Genomic DNA, 24,119 nt, shown 5'->3' with positions numbered 1-24,119 from the left:
TATGAGGAGCTCAGAACTTAAGTTCTGGCTTTTAGTGGTTCTTGTCTTCGCCCTCACCCATCCCGGCTCTATCGCCTTCGCCAACTGGGACGCTCCCTACGGGTTTTACAAAGACCTTTCGGTCTGGCTCAGCTCCGCGGCAGGTGGATTGTTGCTGGTGCTCACCTACGGCGTGCACGAGTGGAAAAATGGAAAGCTGAGTTCCCCGAACCTTCTTCTGGCGGCGATTCTGGTGGTTTCAACTGCCATAATCGGCTACCGTGCGGAGCTTGCTCTCGGAGAGAAGATGGATTACGGCAGTGAAAACATGGTGTTTTTCGTAATCGGGGGAGTCCTCGGATTTACGTTATCGATAATGCTCCTCCCGCTTTCCCTGCCCTACGCCCTCACAGGGGAGCTCTACTACTCCTACGATAGGCCATTGCTGGTGGCGTGGCTCCTTACGGTGGCCTTGGCTGTTTTCCTCGGCGTTTCCTACGTAAAGATAAGAAAGGCAGAGAGACCTCACGGCACAGGATAACCCAGCCCCTTCAGAATCATCCTCAGGGCAAGCAGAGCCATGACGACCGCGAAGGCGTTCTTCAGGTTCTTCGCCTTGGTTCTCTTGGCAATCCTTGCCCCGAGCTGGGCGCCGACTATCAAGCCCGGAATAAGGAGAACGAGCCAGTGGAGCTCAACGTTTCCGAGGGTGTAGTGCTTTATGGCACCAGCCGTGGCTGTGAAGACTATGGCGAAGCTGGAAGTGGCCACCGCGTAGTGTATCGGGAGACCGAGCCACGTCAGGAAAGGCACGTTGATTATCCCTCCCCCAACGCCGAGCAGGCCGCTTGCTATTCCAGCGAAGAAGCCGCCGATTGGGACGAGCCTGTAGTCAACTTTAACGTCTTCAAGCCTTACTTCCGTTGGCTCTGCCGTTTTCTTGCGGTAAATCCTGATTGCGACTATGATGAGCGTTGCTCCAAAGATGACCTTAAGCATCCCAGCGCTTATGAAGCTCGTCATCCAAGCTCCGATGTATGCTCCAATCACTGCGGTGCTAGCGAGCAGAAGGCCGATCTTGTAGTGTATCCTCTTCTGCCTTGAGTATGCGAGGGCAGAGCTCAGTGAGGTAAAAACAACCGCAGCGGAGGACGTTCCCACTGCGTGGTGTATCTCAACCCCAAGCAGGTTAAGTGTCGGCACTATCAGAAAGCCCCCACCGAGGCCGAAGAGAGCCGCGAGGATTCCGATGAACACACCAACCGTGAAATAGCCAAGATATTTGAGCAATTGATCACCTCCGTTTTCTCAGCGTCTATCACAGCTCGAAAGCTATCGCTTCTATGAGCTTTATCAGTGCCTCAAGGTCACCCAAATGGAGCGTCTCGACCTCGCTGTGGAGGTACTTTATGGGCACGCTCAGGGCCAAAACTTCGCTCTTGCTCTGGAAGACAGAGGCGTCCGTTCCTCCACCCGTTACACCTATCTGAATAGATATATCGTTCTTCTCCGCTATCTCCCAGACCTTCCTAGCGAGCCTGCGAGTGTAAATCGCTGAGTTGTCCACGGCCCTTATGAGCGCCCCGCCACCGAGCTTCACATCTCCAGTCAGCTCGGAGCAGCAGGCAAAGGAATCGATGGCGAATGCGTACTTTGGAGAGTAGTGCTCCGCGAGGAACTTGGCCCCCTTGAGGCCTATCTCCTCCTGGACGGTGAAGGCAAAGATGAAGCGGCCGTTGAGGTCGTGGTCGACCAGGTCCTTAATAGCCTCGACAAGGGCAACCACACCAAAGCGGTCGTCCAAGGAGCGAGTCGAGACATAGCGGTTGTTGAGCACCGCGAAGTGCTTCTTGAAGACCGCATAGTCCAGAACCTTGACTCCCATGTCGAGGGCTTCTTCCTTGCTCTCCGCTCCGATGTCAATGGTGAGCCTGTTCCATGGGACCGTATCGAACTTCCTCTCAAGGTTCAGATGGACTGGTAAAGCTCCTATAACACCGTCGAGATTCCCGCTCTCGGTGATTACATCCACGTGCCTGCCGTAGAGGAGGCGGTCGTCTATTCCACCGATTTTCCTGAAGCGGAGCTTTCCATCGGGGGTTATGCCCGTAATCAGAAGCCCAATCTCGTCCATGTGAGCCATGAAGATGGCCTTAAGATCACCCTCGCCCAGCTCTACGATGAGGTTTCCGATAGTGTCTACGGTGCAGTCCGCGTAGGGCTCAAGCCATTCCATGAGCTTCTCCCTAACCTTCTCCTCGTAGCCGGAAATACCGGGTATGGCAGTTATCTCCCTCAGCTCTTCAACGAGCATTTTCATCACCTCAGAGCATCTTTACCTCCTCAATCGGCCTGACCTTTAGGACCTCCCGATTAACGAGGTCCCCTGGAACCTCACCGCGAAGAACAGTGAGAAGGTTCTCCACAGCCCGAAAGCCCATATCCTCCATTGCTTCCCTGCTCAGACCGGCGTAGTGTGGCGTTAGAACAGTCTCCCACTCCATGCCGAAGAGCTCGTGCTCGGTAACTGGCTCCCTCTCGAAGACGTCAGTGGCGTAGCCCTTCAGCTTTCCCTCTTTCAGTGCCTTCACGAGGGCTTCTTCATCCACGAGACTTCCGCGGCCGATGTTGACGAGGTATTTCCCCTCCATGAGCTTTAGGCGTTCCTCGTTGATGATGTGGTAGGTTTCCGGCGTTGCAGGGAGGGCCAAAACAACGATGTCAGCGCTCTTAAGAACCTCCTCGAGCGAGAGGTACTTCGCGTTAACCTCTTCTTCGATGTCTTTCTTCCTCGAGCGCGACCAGTACACCACTTCCGTACCGAGCGCCTTGACTCGTCTCGCTATGGCCTTCCCTATCGCCCCCATGCCGAGTATTCCGACGGTTTTGCCGTAAACTGTCTCAATGTCTTTGAAGCCACTCCATATTACCCTGTGAGACTCCCACTTTCCAGCGCGTATGAACCTGTCGGTGTAGACTATCCTCCTTAGGAGGGCTATCATAAGCCCGACGGCGAACTCGGCGACGGCCTCGCTTAGAACACCGCTAACCTTTGTGACGTATATTCCCCTCTCGGTGGCGGCCTTCACGTCGACGTGGTCGTAGCCGGCGGAGTGGCAACTTATAACTTTTAGCTTCTCGGCCCTCTCGATGACTTCACGCGGAATTGGGTTTAGGGGAGAAACAATTATCCCGTCAAATTCCCCAATTTTCTCCTTGAGCTCCTCAACACTTGGATATAGGAGCAGCTCAACATCCGCATGCTTTTTGAGTTCCTCTAAAGGCTTGCTCTTTATCTTGAAAAGAACCAAGACCTTGGGCCTCATGATATCACCTTAAGATGGTTATCGAAACGAACTATTAAGGTTTTTGCCCGAGGTTTGTCAGAATGTCCGCTGCCCCCCGGGAAAGCTTAAAAAGTTTTTTCGGCCTCTCACTTTAGGTGGTGTCGATGAAGGTTGAGCGCAAGAAGTGGAGCGAGGAGTTCAGCGAGTGGTACAACGAGCTGATTGAAACTGCCGGGATACAGGACAAGCGTTACCCTGTCAAGGGAATGAACATCTGGCTCCCGTACGGGCTTAAAATAATGCGCAACATTGAGAGGTTCATACATGCCGAGATGGAAAGAACCGGCCATGATGAGGTTCTCTTCCCGGCACTCATCCCTGAAACCGAGTTCCAGAAGGAGGCAGAACACATAGCGGGCTTTGAGGGGGAGGTCTTCTGGGTCACCCACGCCGGTCACGATCCCCTCGACATCAAGCTCATCCTCAGGCCGACGAGCGAGACTGCAATGTACTCAATGTTCGCTCTCTGGATTCGCTCACATGCCGACCTTCCATTCAAGGTCTACCAGATAGTTAACACTTACCGCTACGAGACCAAGCACACGAGGCCGCTCATCCGTGTCAGGGAAATCAGCAGGTTCTTCGAGGCCCACACGGCTCACGATAGCTTTGAGGATGCCGAGAGGCAGATAAAGGAGGATCTTGAGATATTCGACAACCTCGCCAAGTTCCTTGCGATTCCATACATCGTCTCCAAGAGGCCCGACTGGGACAAGTTCCCGGGAGCTTACTATTCCCTCGGTGCCGAAGTAATGATGCCCGACGGCAGAACGCTTCAGATAGGAACGATGCACAACTACAGGCAGAACTTCGCAAAGGCCTACGAGATACTCTATGAGACCGAAAACGGTGACCACGAGTACGTTCACCAGACGACATTCGGAATGAGCGAGAGGCTTCTCGCAGCTGTTATAGCAATCCATGGAGACGACAGGGGAATGGTTCTGCCACCCACAATAGCTCCAATACAGGTCGTCATTGTTCCGATTCCAAAGAAAGACGCAGGGGCAGATGTATTCACCTACGCTCGCGAGATTGCAGAGGAGCTTAGAACAGCTGGCCTGAGGGTGCATGTAGACGAGCGCGACATAAGGCCTGGCAGAAAGTTCTACGACTGGGAGCTCAAAGGCGTGCCGCTTAGAATAGAGGTCGGCCCAAGAGACGTTGAAGGAAGGAAAGCAGTTCTAGCGAGACGTGACACGCTCACGAAGGAGACTGTTGAGAGGGATAGAATAGTCGAGGCTGTCAGGAGGACCCTCGACGAAATCCACGAGAACCTCCACAAGAGGGCCGAAGAGTTCCTCAGGACCCACATCAAGCGCGTTGACACCATCGAGGAGGCCAAGGCAGTCTTTGAGGACAGGCGCGGAATAGTTGAGATTCCCTGGTGTGGCGAGGAGGAGTGCGGCCTGAAGATGGAGGAAGAGCTTGACGCCAAGATGCTCGGAACGCCCTATCCCGAGGAGAAGGCCAAGGAAGGCATCGAGGGCAAGAAGTGCCCTGTCTGCGGAAGAGACGCCAAGTTCATCGCCAGGTTTGCCAGAACATACTGAGCTTTCCTTTCTATTCTCCTACACTTCGCTTTTGAAGCACAAGTAGAAAACAGCTGAGAAAAGGAAATATGACGAAATCAAGCACTCTCGTTCTCGATGACGGCTTCAAGGAGCTCGATGGCCTGCTCGATGTAGAGGTAGGCCTTCCTGATGTGGACGCTGAAGACAACCCAGCGCAAGGTCCTTCCCTCGTCCGGAATGCCGTACATCAGCGCCTTCTCGAACTCAGCGGTGGCGTTGGTGTAGAGCTCCATCGCGAGCTGGAGTGTCTCGTTACTGACGTTGGCCTGGACGCTGAGGTTGTAGAGCTCGTTGAACTTCTCCTCATCGCTCTGGTAGAGGTAGTACCAGGCGATGGACTGCTTGATGAAGTTCTCATAGCTCCAAGCGGTAGCACTGGCGGCTCCCGCGAATGGGACAAGCACCACCATCAGAACCGCAAGGAGTGCAACGGCCCTCTTCATGGTTCCACCTCCTTCAAATGTATTCATTCGGCAGGGCTTTTAAATTCTTCCCTCCCCTAATGTTTAAAAAACGAACATCGAATGCACAACCATGATTTTGGGAATCCACGACGGCCACGATGCGGGAGCTGTGCTGATAGACGGCGAGAGTATCTTCGCGGTTAACGAAGAGAGGCTGAACCGGGTTAAGAAGTACCGAGGATTTCCAACTCTCAGCGTGAGGAAAGTCCTCGAGATGGCGGGTGTTTCGCCCGAGGAAGTTGAAATCATAGCCATTGCTGGCATCTTCCGGAAGCAGAAGCGGCTCTTAGAGCTTGAGAACAACCTGCACGTCATTTTCGGGCCGGATTTCAAGAGGAAAGTTCTCTTCGTTGAGCATCACTTAGCTCACTCTGCGAGTGCCTACTACACGAGCGGCTGGAAGGATGCTATAGCCCTGAGCATAGACGCCGCTGGAGATGGGTTGAGCTCATCAATCTATATCGCGAGAGATGGAGAGATGATTAAAATCGCCCAGAGCACCTATCTAGACTCCCTCGGCGACTTCTACGCATCTGTTACGGAGCTCCTTGGCTTTAAGCCAATGCGCCACGAGGGCAAGGTGATGAGCCTGGCAGCATACGGAAGGCCCACCTATGATTTGAGCAATATCATAGAGCTGAACGGTTTAACCTTCGACAACCACCTCAAACTCATAGGCGTTGAAGCTACGAGGAAGCTGGCCGAGCTATTCAGCTATCCCTTGAGCAGGGCTAAAGAAATCGCAGGGCAGATGAAGCGCGGGAAGCTCGACGGGGAACTCCAAAGAAGGGCAATAGAGATAGCGGCCAGCGCTCAGGCACACCTCGAAAAGCTCATTGACGAGCTAGGCCTCAAGCTGAAGGAGTACGGTCTTCCGCTCGCCTACGCCGGCGGAGTTGCCCAGAACGTCAAGGCCAACGCCATTTTGAGAAAGCTCTTCCCAAGCTTGTGGGTGTTCCCGGCAATGGACGATGGAGGACTGGCTTTTGGAGCGGCAATCTTCGTCAAGGCGCAGCTTGAGAGACTTGACAGCAAATGGAAACCATTCAAGCTTGAGCACGTCTACCTTGGGCCGGACTACTCAAAGGACGAGGTAGAGGGATTCCTGAGGAGGGAGGGTGCCGAGTTCGAGGAGGTAGACGACGTCCCGGGCTTCGTCGCCGATTCCTTAGTTGATAGAAAAATCGTCGCCTTTTTCCAGGGAAGGATGGAGTTTGGACCAAGGGCCCTGGGCAACCGCTCTATTTTAGCCGACCCAAGGGACGATGGAGTTAAGGAGAGACTCAACGTGGCCCTAAAGCGCGATGTCTTCCAGCCATTTGCTCCTTCGATGCTCGAGGAGAGAGCGAGAGAGTATCTGGCGGATCTCAACGGTGAGCCCAACAGGTTCATGACGATGAGCTACACCGCGAGCGAGGAGTTTAGAAGGGAAGCTCCAGCGGTTGTTCATGTGGATGGGACGACGAGGCCGCAGAGCGTTGTGAGGGAGCTCAACCCAGTTTACTACGACATCATAAAGGCCTTTGAGAGGAGAACGGGTCTTGGGGCGGTATTAAACACCAGCTTCAACATGCACGGTGAACCAATAGTCTGCTCGCCGAAGGACGCGCTGGGAAGCTTCAGAAAGGCTGGGTTGGACGTGCTGGTTCTTGGGGGATTTGTCGTCCATCAATGAAATTTACTATTCTTTGATGTCCATCTTTTTGCCAAGGTAAAGTTATAAACATTGGGCCGAAGAACTTTCGGTGATGTTCATGGCGCTGAGCGACAGGTTAGAACTCGTTAACCCTTCTGAGATCAGAAAGCTTTTTGACCTAGCTCAGGGCGTTGAGGGTCTCATCTCACTTGGAATCGGAGAGCCGGACTTCGATACTCCAGAGCATATAAAAGAGTATGCCAAAGAGGCTCTCGACAAAGGAATGACGCATTATAGCCCCAACGCTGGAATCATGATGCTCCGTGAGGCCGTTGCGTGGAAGCTGAAGGAACAGAACGGCATTGAAGTTGACCCAAAGAGCCAGGTAATGATAACCGTCGGAGCCAATCAGGCGTTCGTCATGGGGCTCGCGGCGTTTCTCAAGGATAGAGAGGAGGTCTTAATTCCAAGCCCAATGTTTGTGAGTTATGCCCCCGCAGTAATCCTCGCGGGAGGGAAGCCTGTCGAAGTTCCAACATATGAAGAAAACGAGTTCCGTCTGAGTGTTGACGACCTGAAGAAGCACGTATCTGAGAAGACGCGTGCGCTCATCATAAACAGCCCAAACAACCCCACTGGAGCGGTTCTCACCAAGAAGGACGTGGAGGAAATCGCTGACTTCGCGGTGGAGCACGACCTTATCATCTTCAGCGACGAGGTTTACGAGCACTTCGTTTATGATGGTGTCAAAAACTACAGCATAGCGGCTCTCGACGGCATGTTCGAGAGAACAATAACGATAAACGGCTTCTCCAAGACCTTTGCCATGACAGGCTGGCGTCTTGGCTTCGTGGCCGCACCGGAGTGGATAATTGAAAAGATGACCCGCTTCCAGATGTACAACGCCACCTGCCCAGTGACCTTCGCCCAGTACGCCGCTGCAAAGGCTTTGAAAGACGAGAGGAGTTGGAAAGCCGTTGAGGAGATGAAAAAGGAGTACGAGAGGAGAAGAAACCTCGTCTGGAAGCGTCTCAACGAGATGGGCCTGCCGACGGTCAAACCGAAAGGAGCATTCTACATATTCCCGCGCATAAGGGACACCGGACTCACGAGCAGGGAGTTCAGCGAGATGATGCTCCTCGAGGCCAAAGTCGCCATTGTTCCTGGAAGTGCCTTTGGAGAGGCTGGCGAGGGCTACATAAGGATAAGCTACGCGACTGCATACGAACAGCTTGAGGAAGCTATGGATAGGATGGAGAAGGTTTTGAGGGAGAAGAAGCTCGTTTAGAGCTTTCTTAACTCTATCTTTACTTCCTTTTCTGGCTTGAAGTCTATAACCGCATAGTAACCCCTGAAGAGTGGTCCAGGGTTCACGATGTGGGTTTCTCCAATCCTGTCTATCCCCCTGCCCTCGTGGATGTGGCCGCAGACCACAAGTGGGGGTTGCTTCTCTTTGATGAATTCACGGAGGGCTCTGCTGCCTACGTGAAGACCAGAATGAACTCTGTCCACAATGGTATTGTAAGGGGGCGCATGAGAAAGGACTACGTCTCCATCGTGGTAGTTTTGCTTGAGAATTCCTCTAATCTCTTCCTCGCTAAGCTCCCAGACAGTGTTAAATGGCGTTATGTTCGAGCCGCCTATTCCAACAATACCAATCTCATCAAGTTCGACCCGCTTATTGTGAGCGGAGATTCCGAGTTCCTCCAGAAGCTCTGGAACATCCCTTCCATCGCAGTTGCCGTGGACGGCTATTATCGGTTTTCCAAGGTTCATGAGGGGTTCAAGTACCTTCTCAGCAGTCTCAGCGCCAGTGAAGTGTGTGAGGTCCCCAGCTATGAGAAGAGCATCGAAGTCCTCATTTTGCAGCGTTTCAGCGAGTTTTTTTGACATCTTACTGTTTCCATGTATGTCCGTTACAGCGAGAAGCCTCATGAGATCACCTCCATTTATGTGTATGTATCCATCTGCTCCGCGAGCTTCATAAGCCGTTCAATTCTCTTCTCGGTTGGAGGATGGGTCGATACCAGCTTGGCTAGACTTCCTCTGAATGGGTTCACAATAAAGATCGGCGCCGTTGCAAGGTTTCCCCCCTTCATGGGCCTGAAGGAGATAGCTTTATCTATTTTAAGCAGTGCACTCGCAAGTGCCAGGGGTTTGCCGCTTATCCTGGCGGCGCTCTCATCAGCCAAGTACTCCCTTGATCTGGCCAGACCAAGCCAAAGGATTCCAGCGGCGAATGGTGCCAAGAGCCCTAAGAGCAGACCGTTCTGAGAGTCTTCCACTTTTCCATCGGAGAAAAACCTTGGAATGCCCCCAATCAAATAAGCAACTCCCAGGATTGAACCTGCTATCACAGAGGCCACCGTCTGCACGAGAGTATCACGGTGTTTAATGTGGGCAACTTCGTGGGCCATGACACCCTCTATCTCCTCTGGGTCAAGTATCCTTAAAAGCCCATAAGTCAGTACGATAATGCTGTGTTTGGAACTCCTGCCCGTAGAAAATGCGTTGGGTGTCCCTACAGGTGAGAGTGCCAATTTAGGTGTCGGAATCCCAGCTTTGGCCGAGAGTCTGCTCAGCATCTCATAGAGCCTTGGGTAATCTTCGCTAGTAACGACTCTGACCCGATACCACTTCAGTACGATTCTATCGCTGTACCAGTATACCACGAAGTTCAGAAGAATGGAGAAAATCAGTGCAACAATGAGACCAATCCACTCACCCAGAAGATAACCCAATGCCACCAAGAGAACGGTAACGAGACCCATAACTATTAGGACCCCAAACCACATAAGGGCCTCCATACTTAATCATCCCCCAGCATCAGGTACTGAACCACCTTGTCGTATTCCTCACTCCAGTCCACGATTCCAACACGTTTCTTCGTTCCGCTTTTGAGAAGTGTTAGGATCTCCTCTACTACCTCTTCGGGGGATTTACCTGTTGTATCCACCTCAAGAACCCTTTCGTTCTCTTCGAGGGCCTCCACAAGGATTACATCAACCAGCTCAGCCTCGACATTCTCGGCCAGCTTCTTTTTGGAGTACCCTCGAGCTTTGAGCCTTTCGGCGATGAGTCTGGGATGGGCCCTCAGGATGATAACAACGTCTGCGGGCACAAAATGGCTGAGATGGCCATCCAAAACAACGTTCCTACCCGAGAACTCCTCGCGCACAACCCGAGCAAGCTCATCAACGTCTATCTCAATCTCGTCACTAACCCTCTCACCTATCCCTCTCGAGAGGGCCAGCTCCTTCACGCTCACGTATTCGTAACCCAGCCTCTCGCTCAGGAGCTTTGAGACCGTAGTTTTACCTGCGCCGGGAGTGCCACTTACTGAGATTATCATCGATTTACCCCCGAGAACTTATCGTAGCTTCTGACCCGGAGTTTATATGCTTGTTCCTCGTTAATCGTCGAAGTTTAGTATGGCATTCAGCGAAAACCTTTTAAGGTCTGAGGGTACTATAGACTTTAGGTGGGTCGGAATGGAAAGGCTCAAATTGCTCCAGAAGAAGTTGCATGTTGTGAAGAAGCAGAAGGAGCTCCTCATGCTTGAGGAGGCCAAGCTTATTAGACTTGCGCGTCAGAAGAAGGCCGCCGCAAAGCAGCTTACCAAGGTCAAAAAGGAAAAAGCCATTCTCATGGCCGAGGAGGCCAGACTCGTTAGGGTTCTCAAGCAGAACGGATACCCAGTTCTCTGACAATCCCTTCACTTTAAAAACTTTTGAAGAAAAGAGAGGGTGAGCTCAGAAGACGTTAAGCTTGTCCTCGAGGATCATCTTCTGTATCTTGGTTATGTCATCAAGCCAGGCGTTAGCTATCTCGTAGGCCGGCTTCTGGATGGTATCAATGGAGTACCCCTTCTTTGGTATGACCTGAACGCTGGCGACAAGCGGCTGGTCGATGGGCTTGCCTATCTGGCTGAGTATCCTGACGTAGACCTCTTCAACTCCCTCGACCTGCTCGGCAATGTCGTTAGCGATGAGCATTGAGAGGAGGTTGTATATCTTTCCGACGTGGCTGACAGGGTTCTTTCCAGCGGCAGCCTCCATGCTCATGTGTCTGTTCGGAGTGATGAGACCGTTTACGCGGTTGCCCCTTCCAACGCTTCCGTCGTCACCGGCCTCGGCTGAGGTTCCTGTGACGGTGATGTAGTAGATTCCCTTCTCCGGGTCGTCAGCGGTGTTGACGTAGATGTTGACCTTCCTCTCAGTGTGGGCCTCAGCAACGTCCTTGGCGGCTTCGTAGATTGCTTCCTTGACGGCAAAGTAGTCGTCCAGATTCTGGACTTCGCTGTCGACTATGGCAGCGGCGATGGTGATGTCTATCTCGTCGCCCTTCCTGAGGCCCATAACCTTGATGTCCTCGCCGACGGCCGGCCACTCCTTCTTAAACTCCTCGCTGTTGAGAAGCTTCTCAGTCTCAAGGACTATCCTCTCGGTCTCGCTGAGCGGGGCGTAGCCAACACCAAAGGAGGTGTCGTTGGCAAGTGGAATTGGATTCTCCTTGGCCTTATTGAAGACTCCAACGAGGTCAACGCTTCCCTGACCAATGCGGGAGTCAATGATGACGTGGTGGTCGAGATCAAGGTGCCTGACGGCATTCTTCAGGTACTCCCTAGCAGCCTTTATGGCAACCTCGTGGACAGGAAACATCTCCCTATCAACTATCTCGACAGCCCTACCGGAGAGGAGAATGTAAATTGGCTTGATGACCTCACCGCCACCGAAGCGCGGGTAGGCCTTACCTCCGACGACCTCGACCTGGTCTGTGTTGTGGTGGAGGATGATGCCATAGCGCTTTATGTACTCCCTGCTTAGAGCTCTGCTGACGGCCTCGGCTATGCCATCGGCTATGCTATCCGGGTGGCCTATACCCTTTCTCTCGACAAGCTCGACCTTCTGCATCTCAACCGGTGTTCTAACGAGCTCCTCAACAACTATGTTCCTAACATTCTCAGGCATAAGCGTCACCTCGAATCTTGTCGTCTTGGGCGGGTCTGTTCATCAGCTTATATAATTTTCGGCATGAATTAGGTAGACTAATATTCCTATCAGTCATAAAATCCGAAACCCTTAAAATTTTCTCGAAAATTCTCCACAACGGGAGCATCCGACACGCCCGGTGGCCCGACCGTGGGAGCGCCCCGACGGGGTGCCGTGAGCACGAGGGACGATGCCGGGCGGACAGGGCTTGGCCTCCGGACCGCCGGAGATTGCCGCGGGGCACTCCATGAGGGCGGGGGATCAGCCAAGCCCACATTTTTAAGGTCTTTCTCGAACTCTCCTCGGTGAGATTATGGGACTGAAGGAGATTATTGACAGGATTAGAGAAGTTCTTGACGAGAAGGACTCGCTTCGGGAGGATGCCCTAAGGATAACAAGAGAAATCGTCCGCTTGAGCGGAGACACAATAAAAGCCCTTCACAGGGGAGATGCTAAGACTGCTGAGGAAAGGCTTAACATGGCGCGCGAAAAGGTTAATTATCTGAGGGAGAAGTTGAAAGACCATCCCGACCTATACTTTACGGGCTATGTTCAGAGCGCCCATCAGGAGTTCGTGGAGGCAACTCTGTTCTACAGCTACATAACCGGAAAAGACTTTCCCTCTCCGGAGGAGCTTGCTGTACCTCACGCTGATTACGCGCTTGGCATAGGCGACTTCATAGGCGAGTTGAGGAGACACTTTCTGCTTCTGCTCCTCGACGGAAATATTGAAGATGCCGAGAAAGTTTATCGCTTCATGGAAGAAACTTACGAGGAGCTCATGACGCTCGAGTATCCAAAAGGCCTGGTGAATGTGAGGCAGAAGCAGGATCAGGCGCGACATATACTCGAAAGAACCCTCGAGGACCTGACGAGGGCGAAGCTCAACAGGAACCTTGAGGAGAAGCTCGGAAAGGTGTTAAATGATTAACGAATTACATAATTAGGTGATTCGGTAATTATGGAATTGGGGAAAAAGCTCAAAAAAATTGAAGAAACCCAGCGAAAGCTTGCCCTGAGAGTGGTGGAGAGCCCGCTCGAGATCGAAAAAGTGCAAACTGTCGCGGCTGTGGACGTTTCATACAGAGAAAACACAGCCAGAGCTGCCTTTCTCCTCTGCTCCTTCCCAGACTGCGAGGTTCTAAAGACAAAGGTCGTGGAAACTGAGGTAAGCTTTCCCTACGTACCCACCTTCTTTTTCCTGCGAGAGACGAGGCCAATTCTGCTGGTTCTCCGTGGTGAGGATTTTGACCTCCTTCTTATTGATGGTCACGGAAAGGCCCATCCACGGGGCTACGGACTGGCTTCCCACGTCGGCTTGCTAATCGGAAGACCAACCATAGGAGTTGCCAAGAAGTTCCTCCGCGGTGCTCCTGAGAGGTCCTTCGTGAGGGTGGGAAAAGCTTATGTAAGCGTCGGATATTTAATCGATTTAGACTCTGCGGCCAGAATAGTTGAGACCCTGCTGGAGCGAGACTATCCAAAACCACTGAGGCTCGCAGACAGACTGTCAAAGAGGGGAAGCTTATGAAGAGGCTCAAACTGCTCATCCTGCTAGCAAAGAAAGGAGCGATAGGAGAAAAGGTCAAAATAACTCTAAGAGAGCTTGCAAACGAGCTTGGTGTATCACCCCAGTCGGTTCTAAGATTGCTCGATGAAATGGAGGAGGAAGGACTCATATCGAAAGACGTTAAGGGAAGAAAGACATACGTGGAAATAAGCCAGGGGGGATTAGCTTTCCTTGAGAATCTTTGCGACGCCATCTCAGAGGTTCTCTACAACGGGATAATTATCGGAGAGGTCATATCGGGAATCGGTGAGGGAGCCTATTACGTCAGACAGTACTCCCACCTGATAAGGGAGTACCTCGGCTTTGACCCTTACCCTGGAACGCTGAACGTCAGGGTCCTGTTCCCGAGAACTGTCTTTGATGCACTCTGCGGGGTTAGACCGGTCGTGCTTCCGGGCTTCGCTAAAGATGGGAGGACTTTTGGCGATGTCAAGGCATATCGCGTCAGAATCGGCGACGTGGAGGGTGCCATAGTGATACCCTCGAGAACTGTTCATCCACCGAGAATAGCCGAGATAATCGCCCCGGTATGCCTCAGGGAGGAGCTCAGCCTTGAAGATGGCTCTAGAATAACCATAAGGGTCGTGAAATGATGAAGGACTGGAAGTCGATCCTGACATGGTCTGGTTTGGGCTCGTTCATCGGATTTGCCATAGCTGTCGCCCTATACTCCCCAACGGGAAGCGAGAATTTCATCTACCTTATCTATGCCGGCATGCTCCTGGGAGCTTTCCTTGGCTTCAGGCACCCTTTGGAAACAAGGGCCGCAGCGTATTCCTTCCCGCTCGGCTTTCTTGTTACCTCCATGCTCGCAGGGCTGTGGATGGTCAGGGATGTAAAGCCAGATGAGGTTTACATATTTCTTGCCGCGGTGATGGTAACACTCGTTCTGATTGAATCTAGAAACTTTCTCGACATGTTCCTCGTTCCTCTGACCTACTTCGGCGGCTTCGCCGTTGCAATGCTGATATTTAAGGGCTATCAGCCTCTACAGCGCACGGAGGGAGCCGTTACAAGCCTTTTCGTGGTGGGCGTCATGGGAGCAATTTTAGCTTTCTTCGCCGTCTTTGCGAGATGGACCTTCACGAAGGCCAAAAACATCCCGAGGAGGTAACGTTTAAATACGTTCACCGATAACCTACCCTGGTGGTTAAAATGGTGATGCGTCTCTCGAGACTTTACGGAAAGCAGATCTACAACACCAAAGGCTATTACGTCGGCTACGTTGACGAGATACTCATAGATATAGACAGAGGACGCGGAAAGGTTCTCGCGCTTGGACTGCCGGGAGAAAAGGTCGGTGTTCCCTACGACAGAGTCACTGCAATAGGCGACATAATACTTGTAAAGGCAAAAGAAGAGTGATGCTAAGCCTCTTTAACTTTTAGCGCCTCTAGGAACTTTTCTGTTATTGCCTCTTCCGCCAGCCTCAGGAGGGAGCTCTTGTCCTTGGCTAGCTTGAAGATTCCTAGCGGAATTCTGGCACCGCCTGACTGAGCATGACCGCCGCCACTTCCTATGTCTCCGAAAGCCTCTCTGAGAACCGCACCTATGTTCACCCTAACGTCGCGCGTTCTGGCTGAAATCTCTATCCTGTCGTCAACGATGCCGAAGACGAGGACCGTGGTTATTCCCTCGAGCCTCAGGAGGAAGTCCGCCGATTCCGCTATGGCGTCGCGGTTGGTGATGAATCCGACGTTCGAAATGACCACGTTCTTGTAGATGCGCCTGTTCATTATGGCCTTAGCGAGTATCTCGGCTGTCTCTGTGCTTATATCTGGGTGCTCTATCTTATCGAGGAGTTCATAGTCCACCTTTCCAGCCAAGAACTCGATGGCCTTCAAATCGACGTGGCTGAGCTTCGAGAACTTCTTGGTGTCGATGTAAATGCCATAGAAGAGTGCAGTCCCAAGGACGGGGTTGACCGAAATGTTGAGCATTCTAAGGTACTCCGCGAGTATAGCGGAGGACGAATGGACCTCTGGCCTTATGTCGAGGAACGCATCCTCCGGAAGAAGCTCCTTGAGGTGCTGGAGTATCTGGTGGTGGTCAATGAGAATCTTTATTTTTTCGTAGTCGCCTTGGTCGAGTATCGTCAGGTTTCCGTTGGGCTGGCAGTCAATGAGGGCTATGAAGGGATAGCGCTTCAGCTCGTAGGAGCCGCGGGATATCTTTCTCAGATCTATCCCGAGGAGGTTGACGAAAGCCCTGTTTTCATGGTGAGTTATCTCGCCACCATAGACTATCTGGGTCTTGAATCCGAGGGTCTGGGCTATGACGCTCAAAGCGGTCGCGCTGGCTATGGCATCGGGATCAGGATTGTCGTGTATGACGATAAGGAGAGAGTCCCCCCTGCTCTTAAGTTCCTTGAGCTTCTTAACGAGTAAATTGGCGTTCTTCTTCTCTCCGAGCATCTCGACGGTTCTCACCATGGCATCCTTGAGGGCACTTCTCGGAGAGATAGCGTAGTCCACCTTGATCTCGGCCTCAAACTCTTCGTTTATCTGGGAGACAAGCTCTTCGAGGCTCACCTCATCGGGGAGAATGGTAATGATTGGAACTTCTTTGTTGTTGGTTCTGATAACATAGACGGTCTTCTTGATTGTATCCACGTTCATGGTTGTGATTATAACCATCTCAGCCTTCTCGATTCCCGCTTTAAGAAGCGTGGCCGTATATGAGAAATCTCCCTGAATCACCTGAAAACCGCTCTCTTCTAGGGCCTTAGCACGGAGTTCGTCCTTCTCAATTATTATGATTTCAAACTCTCCCTTGAGGGACTCGGCTATCGAGCGGCCGATTGCGCCACCTCCGAATATCAGCACCCGCATATTTCTCACCTTTTTGCACAATAATGTTTAAATACAAGCGCCGATATACTAAGACGGTGAATTCCTTCGGGATTTCTTTGGTGGAAGGATATATATAGCTAATGGTGGTGAGTATGCAGCTGCCGAACAAGCAGCCCATCATGGAAAACATGGTAGTAACATCTGCGGGGGAGCTGGGGGACCTCATCAAGAAAGCCCTCTCAGAAGGCAACGGGGCGTTTCTTAAGATATTCGCCAAAGACGCGAGCGGAAAATACTACATGACGATTCTCTTCGACAGGTCAAAGATACTCGCCGCAGAGTGTCTGTTGATAGACAAGAAACAGAGCTTGATTGGAGAAGAGGCAATCAGCGTGTTGAAGTCATTCCTCGGTAAACCTATGGTCGTTGACGTTTATACTCTAGATGAGCTAGAAATCAAGCTGTCGATAGCTGATAACGTTGATGTGTACGCTCAAACTCCAAAAATCCCACTAAACGAGCTGTTCGGGAAGGTCAAGGAAGGTCCGCCAGGAAAGACAGAAGAGAAGAAAGAAACCGCAGCCATAGCCACCGCCGAGTCCGTACCAGCACCCAAACTGGCTCTCGCCGGGGGGGTGAAAGAGAAGCCTCCTGTGATCATAAAAGAGGAGACGAAGCCAGCCCCTGCCGGAAAGCCTGAGGTGATTATAAACTTTACCGGAGGAACCCTCCCCAAGAAGGCCTTCCAGATATATGCGGAAGATCTCTTAAAGGATGCCAAGAGGATAAAAGGTCTAAGGATCAGCAGGATAGAGTTTGACGCAAATGTTGGGGAGGGTATCGTTTACCTCAATGTCCACATCTACGGCTCCTCCGCTGGGAGCGCTAGGGACATCGAGATAGCAGAGAAGAGGATGCTCCACGCGGTCAGCAAATACGCACCAGTTCTCCTCAGGGAGGCTGAAGTCAAGCCGATAATCAGGGACGTTAGCATAGTCATCGACGGTCAGGAGGTCAAACCGCAGGAGATCGTTGACAAAGACAAAAAGAAGACTGCCAACGTCACAAAGGACGGGAAGATCTCCCTGTCCGCCCTGGAGGACGTCTGGCCCTACTTCAGCGCATACGCCAGAACCGTCATAACCGAAATCGAGAGCGCCGGAATAAAGGTCACGAAGGCATACTTCGATGTCAAAGGAAGGAGAGAGTTCGAGATAAACCTCTCGATGGTTGCTGAGACGGGAACCTCAAAGGATGCAGTCGAGAGAATAGTGAATGACGTTCTCACGAGGCATGCTAGGGAGCTGAGCAGGAGCATAAACCGCTATATCACCGTCCACAACATCGACGTGGAGATTATCGCCCCAGCGATCACACCCAAGGCGGCCACTGGAGCTACCGCTGTCGCAACCTCGGGCAAGGCCGCAGAGGTACTCGCCAAGAAGAAACTCCTCGAGAAGGAGGTTGAGCAGCTCCTCAAGCAGGCCGGAATAGATGAGCTTGCTGTACTCACTGAGGAGAAGAAGAAGGAAGCCGAGGAGACCATGCTTAAGGGCCGCATAGAGCCTGCCGTGGAGACCCTGAAGAGCAGAATACACACGGAGCTTAAGCTCGTTCCAAGGGTCACCTTCAAGTGGCTCAAGATGAACCACGAAGTCAAGGGCTCAACGGTCTATGTCGACATCGAGGCCAGCTTCCTGAGGGAGAACGTTGGAGGACTCTTTGGATCGTTCTCCGGCGTTTCAGACGAGAAGATACGCCAGGACATCGCGGAGACTGTAAACAGAATCATAAAAGAGGTCTCAAGGGAATACGGAATTGGAATGGCCCTCCGCAGGCTCAACGTTATCATCCGTTGATTTCTTTTTCTTTTCAGCACTCAAGATCGTCATCATCCTGACGTCAGTTCTGCCGAGGTCATCATTCATTCTGCCATTGTTTGTAAGGTATTTAACTCTGTTCCTGCCTCAGTCTTTTGGAGAAGTGAGGGGCATTATGTTCTGGTGTTTGGTGTCGTAGCGATATGCCATGGGCTCGAATTTAACCAACGGCGATTTAATAACGTACATCTGCTCAGAAATCCCATGATCACCCTTTTCACTTGAAAATTCGAGTACGTAATCGTTAAACTCAATGCTCCACGAGAGGAAACCCTTGGATACCCTGTCCTCCCCCAGAAGGTACATCGAAAACAGGTGCCGTCCGTTTATAATGCGGCTGGATAAGAGGTGCTTAAGGAGCTTTATGCTGCGTTCCTCCCCAATTTCGAAGGCCATTCCATCCAATGAAAAAATGAAGCCAACCACGTCCGTTTTATCGGTCTTTTTGAAGATAGTCCTGTATATCTGCTCAAGTTTTGGAATGTATGTTTCTGGATTGAAGTTTTCTATCCTATAGACGTAGTCTTCCGGATGGTGAAAATCGTACCTAGACCCGAAAACATCGATGATCGCAATGTTACCCCTTTCTCCTTCCTTCTCAATGTCAAGGCCCACAGATTTAGCCCTCAACATTAACCTTGGGAGCGGAAGGTTGTAGTTTATGAGAATGCCCAGCACCCCTCTGGAGATATGGCGCTTCATGATTTCAAACGGTAGCTTCCAGCCCAGTGAGAATGAGTCATAAATCACCAACAGACTTGAGTCCCTTATTATGCCACCACCAATGGCGCGGTCGATGTAGTCCAGACCAGACGTTACCACCTGCATGTGTTTCACAATACTCCTTTGGCACTTAGGATATATAACGTTTTTGTTCTTAAAAAACAAAATTGTTCTGATAGGACAAAAGGTGCAATATCAAGAAAAGTTTATTAGGATGATGGCGTAGAAAGAACGGGAGGAGAGGCCATGAATCCTGAAAACGTGCTTAAAATGATTGTAACATCAAACGTGCGCCACAAAGTGTTGCTCTCCCTTTCGGAGGGACCAAAAATACTGGGTGAGATACATTCTCAGGTCGGTTCGACCAAATCGACCATCTCCCACGTCCTCAGTGACCTGATGGAGGAGATGCTGATAATCCAGGATCCGGAAACCAAACAATACCGACTCACCAACATAGGTCATTTGGTTTCTCTCCAAGTTAAGAACATCTGGGGGGCGCTAGAGAGCATAAGACGGTTCGAGGAATTCTGGCTCTCCCATGACCTGAGCGGCATTCCCGAAGAGCTTTTACTGAGAATAGGAGACTTGAGGGATTCTGAGCTCCACACGACAACGCCCGAATACCTGAAGCTACCACATGAGATATACATGGAGTTAATAAGGACGTCCAAATGGATAAAGGGGGTGTCCCCTATACTGTTTGCGGATTATCCAGAGGAATTTTTGGAGCTGGTTTTCGGAAAAGAGGTCGATATTGAGATTATAACGACCAGAACGGTGTACGAGAAGCTGGTTGAACTTTCATCCCCAGAGGCGGTTGAGAAAGTCAAGAACCTGCCGAACGTCAGGCTGTACGTCATCGAGGAGAATCCAAAGGTCGCGTTTACCGTAACGAACAACTTTCTGTCCCTTGGCCTGTTCCTCCCCAATGGTACATACGACATGATGAACGACCTAGTTAGCACCAGTGAACGGGCCAAAAAATGGGGAATAGAGCTCTTCGAGTATTACAAGAAAAAGGCTGAGAGAGTTATATAATCTCAGTTTAAAATTATTAATCAATGAAGAGCATGAGGTTGTCCTCTGGCTATTCCAAATATTCAAAACAGAACGGAATTGTCGGCGCCCTGAGTCCAGGCCTTGGGTTAGCTGGTCGTGTGCTCACTTTTCTCATTTCCACGTCCATCTTTCTGGCGGCAAGCGGCGTGTTCAAGCTCTACTTCTCGTTTCTGCTCTATGGCATAGCCCCTCGATGGAACCTGCTCGCGGCCACGTTTCTCCTTGTCTTCAGCGTTTACGGAATTAACAAGTTGACTGACATCAAGGAGGATGAAATCAACAATCCCGAACGGGTTGAGTATGTGAAGAAAGTCGCCAAGCTCATAAAATATGCCGTGCTCTTGTCCCTCGTGCTGGCGGTAATCCTGAGCGCCCTCACGAGTCCATGGGCAATCTTGGTCGTTCTGTTTCCCATAATCGCGGGCGCCCTCTACAGTATCCGGCTGCTTCCCGGATATCCAAGGCTTAAAGATATCACTGGGGTTAAGAACGCGACAATAGCCATAACATGGGCAAATGGAACTACTTTTCTGCCGTATCTAGTTGCGGGAAGTGCAGATCCTCAAAAAGTGGCTTTGATATACTACTTTTTCTTCATGAAGAGCATGGTAAACACGATACTCTTCGATGTCAGGGACATTGAGGGAGACAGGATGAGTGGGATACAGACGGTACCTGTAAAGCTCGGAAAGGAGAGGAGCAAAAGGCTCCTACTTCTGATGAACTCAACCTTCATACCCTGGCTCATCATGGCACATGCCTTCGGGTACTTTGAGCACTACCTGCCCATGCTGGTGTTTGCTGTTCTGAACGGCTATGGGTACATCTTGTATTTCACTCGGAAAGATTACAAGCCTGGAAAGAGCCTGGATGTATGGGTCGACGGGGAGTGGTTCTACACCTTGGCTCTGGCAATGCTCGTATGAATTATTCGTCTCCCATCGAAACGCCAAGTTTTTAAGCTGAAATATATTCGATGTACACATGAACACGCTGATCCTTGGAGTTCTAGCTGCCATTACCTCTGCATTCTCATGGGCGGCATCGACGATGCTAATAAAGGTGGGTATGAGAAACAAAAGTCCCGTGGCGGTGAACATCTTCCGCCTCTATGCCGTTTCTATAATGTTCGCGGTTATCTTTCTCATCAACGGCACTTTTTCTCAAATAGCCGTGCTTCCGCCAGAGCTCCTTCTGGTGGCGTTCGTCTCGGCACAGTTTGGCTTTGTCGTAGGTGACTACTTCTACTTCAACGCCCTCAAGCTCATGGGTGTTTCAAGGACGGTGCCCATAACCTCAACCTATCCCCTTTGGACAATACTTTGGGCCTCCCTCTTCCTCGGAAGAAAGATAAGCCCACAGGTCATCGTCGGCGCCATACTCGTTGTTGTGGCCATAATCGTCGTCAGGAAGGCAGAGGAAGAGGAGCACATAAATCTCAGAGGATTTGTCTTCGCCCTTCTCGCACCCGTTTCATGGAGTTTCGCGATACTGACCATGGACTGGCTCACCCAGAGTATAGACGTTCTTTCTCTGGCAGGAATAAGGATGGTGTTCGCGGCAATAGGTATTTCCCTCTTCCTGCCGAGATATGGAAAAGAGCTCAGGGAAATAACCCAGAAAGAGGCCATTGTCCTTATAGGCGCCGCCATCAGCGGGCTCATGCTCGGGCAGTACTTCTTCGTCTATTCGGTCAACCTCGTGGGTTCTCAGATAGCGGCACCGGTATCCGCGATAAATCCAATAATAGCCTCTGCTATGGCAATTTTGCTCCTGAAGGAGCCTCCCAACAAGAAGATACTGGAGGGTCTCATTCTGGCTGTGCTTGGAGTCATACTTATATCCACTGCCTGAACCGCCAAGGTTTTAAGCCCTGAAGCATAGGGAATATCGCCGACAGCGAGGGTACAATTGTACCCTCGTGGGGCTCGGACGAACCCGCACCCCAGACGTATCGGGCTGGGTGATGGGGTTGTGCTCACGCCGAGCCCACAGGGCCGGGAGCATCCACCCGCGTGAGGGAATGAACGCGGGCCTCTGTGCCCGGCCCACAGCATTTCAACGCCTTTCTGAACCGTCAAACACACTTCTGGACAAAGCTTATAACCTCCCAGACTGGGATTAATAACTGGTGGTTATTTGTGGTGATAATACCCCGTCCCATCGATCCAAAGGAAATACGGCGAATTCGAAAGGAGCTAGGGATAACCCAGGAAGAACTCGCTGAAAAGGCTGGCGTGACTCAGGCCTATATTGCCAAGCTCGAGGCGGGAAAGGTCGATCCCAGACTGTCAACTTTCAATCGAATTCTTCAGGCCCTTCTTGAGTGTAAAAAGGCCCAGCTAAGGGCCAAAGACGTGATGTCTTCCCCAGTTATCTCCGTCAAGCCTTACGAGAGCGTTGAAAACGTTATCCGAATTATGAACGATCACAACATCTCGCAAATTCCGGTCATAGCTGGCAACAAGATTGTTGGCTCTGTCACGGAGCGAACCCTTGTGAGGCAGAGCCTTGAGTATGAGGATATTTACGACAGAAAGGTCATGGAGGTCATGGAGGAGCCGTTTCCGATAGTGAACGAGGATGAAGATCTGGAGGTCGTAAAGTATCTCCTCGAGGAGCATCCGGCCGTCCTTGTTCAGGACAGAGAGGGTAGAATAAAAGGAATCATTACCAGAGTGGACATTTTCCGGATCGGCAAAGGGAGAGAGTAGTCCGTTTCACACTATTCTCTTTTAGAGGTGGGGAAAACATTTTATCATTAGGTGTCTAACTATGAGAGCTGCCGATTACTTAACGGGGGAATGGCCGTGAAAAGGGCGTTATTATTTATGATTCTGATTCTCATTGTGGTATTTTCTGAGCACGCCGGGGCAACAATGATAGCCGTTGACGTATCCCATAATGAGGGAACTGTTGCACTGGTAACCCCCATAATTGACCCTATGACAGGTAATGTTGTTGCAGAGGGAATTATCCCCACTCTGTCATGGTACGACTGGGCGTACTTTGGCTATGATTCAGGACTGGAGAAAGCAAACGTTAGACGGTTAGGTTACACTATAACCTATGAAGCCCTGAAAGACGTCGACATACTGATAATCGGCCAGCTCAGAGAAGAACTTTCCCCGGAAGAAATAGACGCAATAGTAAAGTGGTTCTCCGAGGGAGGGAAAGTCCTCTGGGTGGCCGGTGACTCAGACATCAAAGATGGGGCCTACATCCAAGACAACGTCAACAAACTCCTCTCAGCCATCCCGAACGTCAGACTCAGGATAGACTATGCAACCACTACCGACACGTTCAGCAACGCCGGGAAGAGCGTCTATGTGGCCGGCTACGTCAGAGTTGACCTTCGAACACCTGATGCATCAATACTCAATCAAGGTTATCAGTCGGAGGTCGGCAAGGTTCTCTTCCATGAGCCCGGTGTCATAGCATGGACAGACGAGAACGGCAAGTGGCACCCCCTTATGGCCGGAGAAATCCCGGAGGGAGTTTACAGAATCATCACAACGAGCGGCAACGGCATGATAGAGGACAACTACGCCCCCGAGCCAATGGCCTACAGAACCTGGGAGAAGGGGCTGTTCACACTCCTTGCGGTCGAGTTCGTGGAGCTTCCTAACGGCGCTGAAAGCCTGCTCATAGTCAGTGCCGAGAGCCCCTACGGAAGTCCTGTGCCAATATGGATAAACCGCTATGGTTCCTACCTCTTCGACGGTCAGCAATTCGTCACCAACCTGCTCCGTTGGGTGATCCTGCAGGCGTCAAAACTGACGCCAGCTGAAGAGGCAACAGCAGCCACAACGACCACGACCACTATTACTATCGACACGATCACGGAAAGCCCAAAGACGACAACCCCCAAGGTCACCCCGACGACGATGCACAACGCTACGCCGCTCACAACCACAACGGAAGACTCCAGAGGGATACCCCTATGGGGCCTTGGACTCGCGGGTATTTTGCTTCTTGGAGCAGTTATTCTGACGTTCCTCGTGATGAGAAAGCAGTGAGGGTTCCTTTTCTTTTTAGATCTTTCACAGATGGCCAAAATATCCAACAAACTTATATACCTCTAGCCCAACCACTAATGGA

At 51.3% G+C, this 24,119-nt stretch carries 26 protein-coding genes; 16 read left to right on the top strand and 10 right to left on the bottom strand.

The annotated features are described in order from the left end of the window. The first annotated feature begins 1 nt into the window (after position 1). Positions 2–520 carry a hypothetical protein gene (locus TON_RS02960; protein WP_012571531.1) on the top strand — a complete coding sequence of 173 codons (519 nt, stop codon included), beginning with the start codon at positions 2–4 and terminating at the stop codon, positions 518–520. Here the strand turns inward: TON_RS02960 and TON_RS02955 are convergent. Genes TON_RS02955 through TON_RS02945 form a run of 3 tightly spaced genes read right to left on the bottom strand, consistent with a single transcriptional unit; the run spans position 505 to position 3,305 of the window. Then, positions 505–1,269: a sulfite exporter TauE/SafE family protein gene (locus TON_RS02955; RefSeq protein WP_012571530.1), complete on the bottom strand. Its 765-nt coding sequence runs from the start codon at positions 1,267–1,269 to the stop codon at positions 505–507. The genes TON_RS02960 and TON_RS02955 overlap by 16 nt on opposite strands. A 28-nt stretch (positions 1,270–1,297) precedes the next feature. Next, the gene (locus TON_RS02950; RefSeq protein ID WP_012571529.1) at positions 1,298–2,293 is read right to left on the bottom strand and encodes a M42 family metallopeptidase; all 996 of its coding nucleotides are present in this window, start codon (positions 2,291–2,293) and stop codon (positions 1,298–1,300) included. A gap of 10 nt (positions 2,294–2,303) precedes the next feature. Continuing rightward, entirely contained in the window at positions 2,304–3,305 is a 1,002-nt protein-coding gene (locus TON_RS02945) for a 2-hydroxyacid dehydrogenase (protein ID WP_012571528.1), read from the bottom strand. Positions 3,306–3,430: 125 nt separating this feature from the next. On the opposite strand from TON_RS02945, the gene proS reads away from it, so the two are divergent. After that, positions 3,431–4,879, top strand: a complete 1,449-nt coding sequence (proS, locus tag TON_RS02940) for a proline--tRNA ligase (RefSeq protein ID WP_012571527.1) — start codon at positions 3,431–3,433, stop codon at positions 4,877–4,879. A 77-nt stretch (positions 4,880–4,956) separates the two neighbouring features. On the opposite strand, the gene TON_RS02935 is transcribed toward proS, so the two are convergent. Continuing rightward, on the bottom strand, positions 4,957–5,343 hold the full coding sequence (locus TON_RS02935) for a hypothetical protein (RefSeq protein ID WP_012571526.1): 387 nt from the start codon (positions 5,341–5,343) through the stop codon (positions 4,957–4,959). A 91-nt stretch (positions 5,344–5,434) separates the two neighbouring features. Here TON_RS02935 and TON_RS02930 point away from each other — a divergent pair, with 91 nt between their 5' ends. Both TON_RS02930 and TON_RS02925 read left to right on the top strand, forming a co-directional pair. Next, positions 5,435–7,039, top strand: coding sequence for a carbamoyltransferase family protein (locus TON_RS02930; protein ID WP_012571525.1), 1,605 nt, complete (start codon positions 5,435–5,437; stop codon positions 7,037–7,039). 79 nt (positions 7,040–7,118) lie between these two features. Further along, positions 7,119–8,288: a pyridoxal phosphate-dependent aminotransferase gene (locus TON_RS02925; RefSeq protein WP_012571524.1), complete on the top strand. Its 1,170-nt coding sequence runs from the start codon at positions 7,119–7,121 to the stop codon at positions 8,286–8,288. Here the strand turns inward: TON_RS02925 and TON_RS02920 are convergent. The 3 genes from TON_RS02920 to TON_RS02910 are packed head-to-tail and all read right to left on the bottom strand — an operon-like array spanning position 8,285 to position 10,352. Next, the gene (locus tag TON_RS02920; protein ID WP_012571523.1) at positions 8,285–8,935 is read right to left on the bottom strand and encodes a metallophosphoesterase; all 651 of its coding nucleotides are present in this window, start codon (positions 8,933–8,935) and stop codon (positions 8,285–8,287) included. The genes TON_RS02925 and TON_RS02920 overlap by 4 nt on opposite strands. A 14-nt stretch (positions 8,936–8,949) precedes the next feature. Further along, entirely contained in the window at positions 8,950–9,807 is an 858-nt protein-coding gene (locus TON_RS02915; protein WP_012571522.1) for a M48 family metalloprotease, read from the bottom strand. Positions 9,808–9,809: 2 nt separating this feature from the next. Beyond that, complete coding sequence (locus TON_RS02910) at positions 9,810–10,352, bottom strand: adenylate kinase family protein (RefSeq protein ID WP_012571521.1); 543 nt, start codon at positions 10,350–10,352, stop codon at positions 9,810–9,812. Positions 10,353–10,491: 139 nt separating this feature from the next. Here TON_RS02910 and TON_RS02905 point away from each other — a divergent pair, with 139 nt between their 5' ends. Continuing rightward, the gene (locus TON_RS02905) at positions 10,492–10,707 is read left to right on the top strand and encodes a hypothetical protein (RefSeq protein WP_048055038.1); all 216 of its coding nucleotides are present in this window, start codon (positions 10,492–10,494) and stop codon (positions 10,705–10,707) included. A 45-nt stretch (positions 10,708–10,752) separates the two neighbouring features. Here TON_RS02905 and TON_RS02900 read toward each other — a convergent pair whose 3' ends face one another. Further along, on the bottom strand, positions 10,753–11,970 hold the full coding sequence (locus TON_RS02900; protein WP_012571519.1) for a methionine adenosyltransferase: 1,218 nt from the start codon (positions 11,968–11,970) through the stop codon (positions 10,753–10,755). Between the two features lie 334 nt (positions 11,971–12,304). Here TON_RS02900 and TON_RS02895 point away from each other — a divergent pair, with 334 nt between their 5' ends. Genes TON_RS02895 through TON_RS02875 form a run of 5 tightly spaced genes read left to right on the top strand, consistent with a single transcriptional unit; the run spans position 12,305 to position 14,926 of the window. Beyond that, on the top strand, positions 12,305–12,922 hold the full coding sequence (locus TON_RS02895; protein ID WP_012571518.1) for a translin family protein: 618 nt from the start codon (positions 12,305–12,307) through the stop codon (positions 12,920–12,922). Positions 12,923–12,952: 30 nt separating this feature from the next. Then, positions 12,953–13,522 carry an endonuclease V gene (locus tag TON_RS02890; protein ID WP_012571517.1) on the top strand — a complete coding sequence of 190 codons (570 nt, stop codon included), beginning with the start codon at positions 12,953–12,955 and terminating at the stop codon, positions 13,520–13,522. Beyond that, positions 13,519–14,154 (top strand): DUF120 domain-containing protein, encoded by a 636-nt coding sequence (locus tag TON_RS02885; RefSeq protein WP_012571516.1) that lies wholly within the window; start codon positions 13,519–13,521, stop codon positions 14,152–14,154. The genes TON_RS02890 and TON_RS02885 overlap by 4 nt, the downstream gene beginning before the upstream one ends. Next, positions 14,151–14,675: a hypothetical protein gene (locus TON_RS02880; RefSeq protein WP_012571515.1), complete on the top strand. Its 525-nt coding sequence runs from the start codon at positions 14,151–14,153 to the stop codon at positions 14,673–14,675. Before TON_RS02885 ends, TON_RS02880 begins: the two co-directional genes overlap by 4 nt. Positions 14,676–14,716: 41 nt before the next feature. After that, positions 14,717–14,926 (top strand): PRC-barrel domain-containing protein, encoded by a 210-nt coding sequence (locus tag TON_RS02875; protein ID WP_012571514.1) that lies wholly within the window; start codon positions 14,717–14,719, stop codon positions 14,924–14,926. A gap of 2 nt (positions 14,927–14,928) precedes the next feature. Here the strand turns inward: TON_RS02875 and TON_RS02870 are convergent, their stop codons facing one another. Next, a complete protein-coding gene (locus tag TON_RS02870; protein WP_012571513.1) occupies positions 14,929–16,392 on the bottom strand; it encodes a DHH family phosphoesterase in 1,464 nt (487 codons plus the stop codon). A 113-nt stretch (positions 16,393–16,505) separates the two neighbouring features. Here TON_RS02870 and TON_RS02865 point away from each other — a divergent pair, with 113 nt between their 5' ends. Then, the gene (locus TON_RS02865; protein ID WP_012571512.1) at positions 16,506–18,212 is read left to right on the top strand and encodes a hypothetical protein; all 1,707 of its coding nucleotides are present in this window, start codon (positions 16,506–16,508) and stop codon (positions 18,210–18,212) included. A 108-nt stretch (positions 18,213–18,320) separates the two neighbouring features. On the opposite strand, the gene TON_RS02860 is transcribed toward TON_RS02865, so the two are convergent. After that, on the bottom strand, positions 18,321–19,070 hold the full coding sequence (locus tag TON_RS02860; protein WP_148202361.1) for an RAD55 family ATPase: 750 nt from the start codon (positions 19,068–19,070) through the stop codon (positions 18,321–18,323). Positions 19,071–19,202: 132 nt separating this feature from the next. On the opposite strand from TON_RS02860, the gene TON_RS10090 reads away from it, so the two are divergent. The 5 genes from TON_RS10090 (at position 19,203) to TON_RS02835 (ending at position 24,037) form a co-directional block, all read left to right on the top strand. Continuing rightward, entirely contained in the window at positions 19,203–19,997 is a 795-nt protein-coding gene (locus tag TON_RS10090) for a helix-turn-helix transcriptional regulator (protein ID WP_012571510.1), read from the top strand. Between the two features lie 23 nt (positions 19,998–20,020). Continuing rightward, a complete protein-coding gene (locus TON_RS02850; RefSeq protein ID WP_083757802.1) occupies positions 20,021–20,944 on the top strand; it encodes a UbiA family prenyltransferase in 924 nt (307 codons plus the stop codon). Between the two features lie 58 nt (positions 20,945–21,002). Continuing rightward, entirely contained in the window at positions 21,003–21,872 is an 870-nt protein-coding gene (locus TON_RS02845; RefSeq protein ID WP_012571508.1) for a DMT family transporter, read from the top strand. 287 nt (positions 21,873–22,159) lie between these two features. Further along, on the top strand, positions 22,160–22,732 hold the full coding sequence (locus TON_RS02840) for a CBS domain-containing protein (RefSeq protein ID WP_012571507.1): 573 nt from the start codon (positions 22,160–22,162) through the stop codon (positions 22,730–22,732). A gap of 165 nt (positions 22,733–22,897) precedes the next feature. Beyond that, positions 22,898–24,037: a hypothetical protein gene (locus tag TON_RS02835; protein ID WP_238516341.1), complete on the top strand. Its 1,140-nt coding sequence runs from the start codon at positions 22,898–22,900 to the stop codon at positions 24,035–24,037. The last annotated feature ends 82 nt before the right edge of the window (positions 24,038–24,119 follow it).

The organism is Thermococcus onnurineus NA1, assembly GCF_000018365.1.
In the GTDB taxonomy this organism is placed as follows: Archaea; Methanobacteriota_B; Thermococci; order Thermococcales; family Thermococcaceae; genus Thermococcus; species Thermococcus onnurineus.
This window is presented reverse-complemented; position numbering and strand designations above follow the sequence as displayed.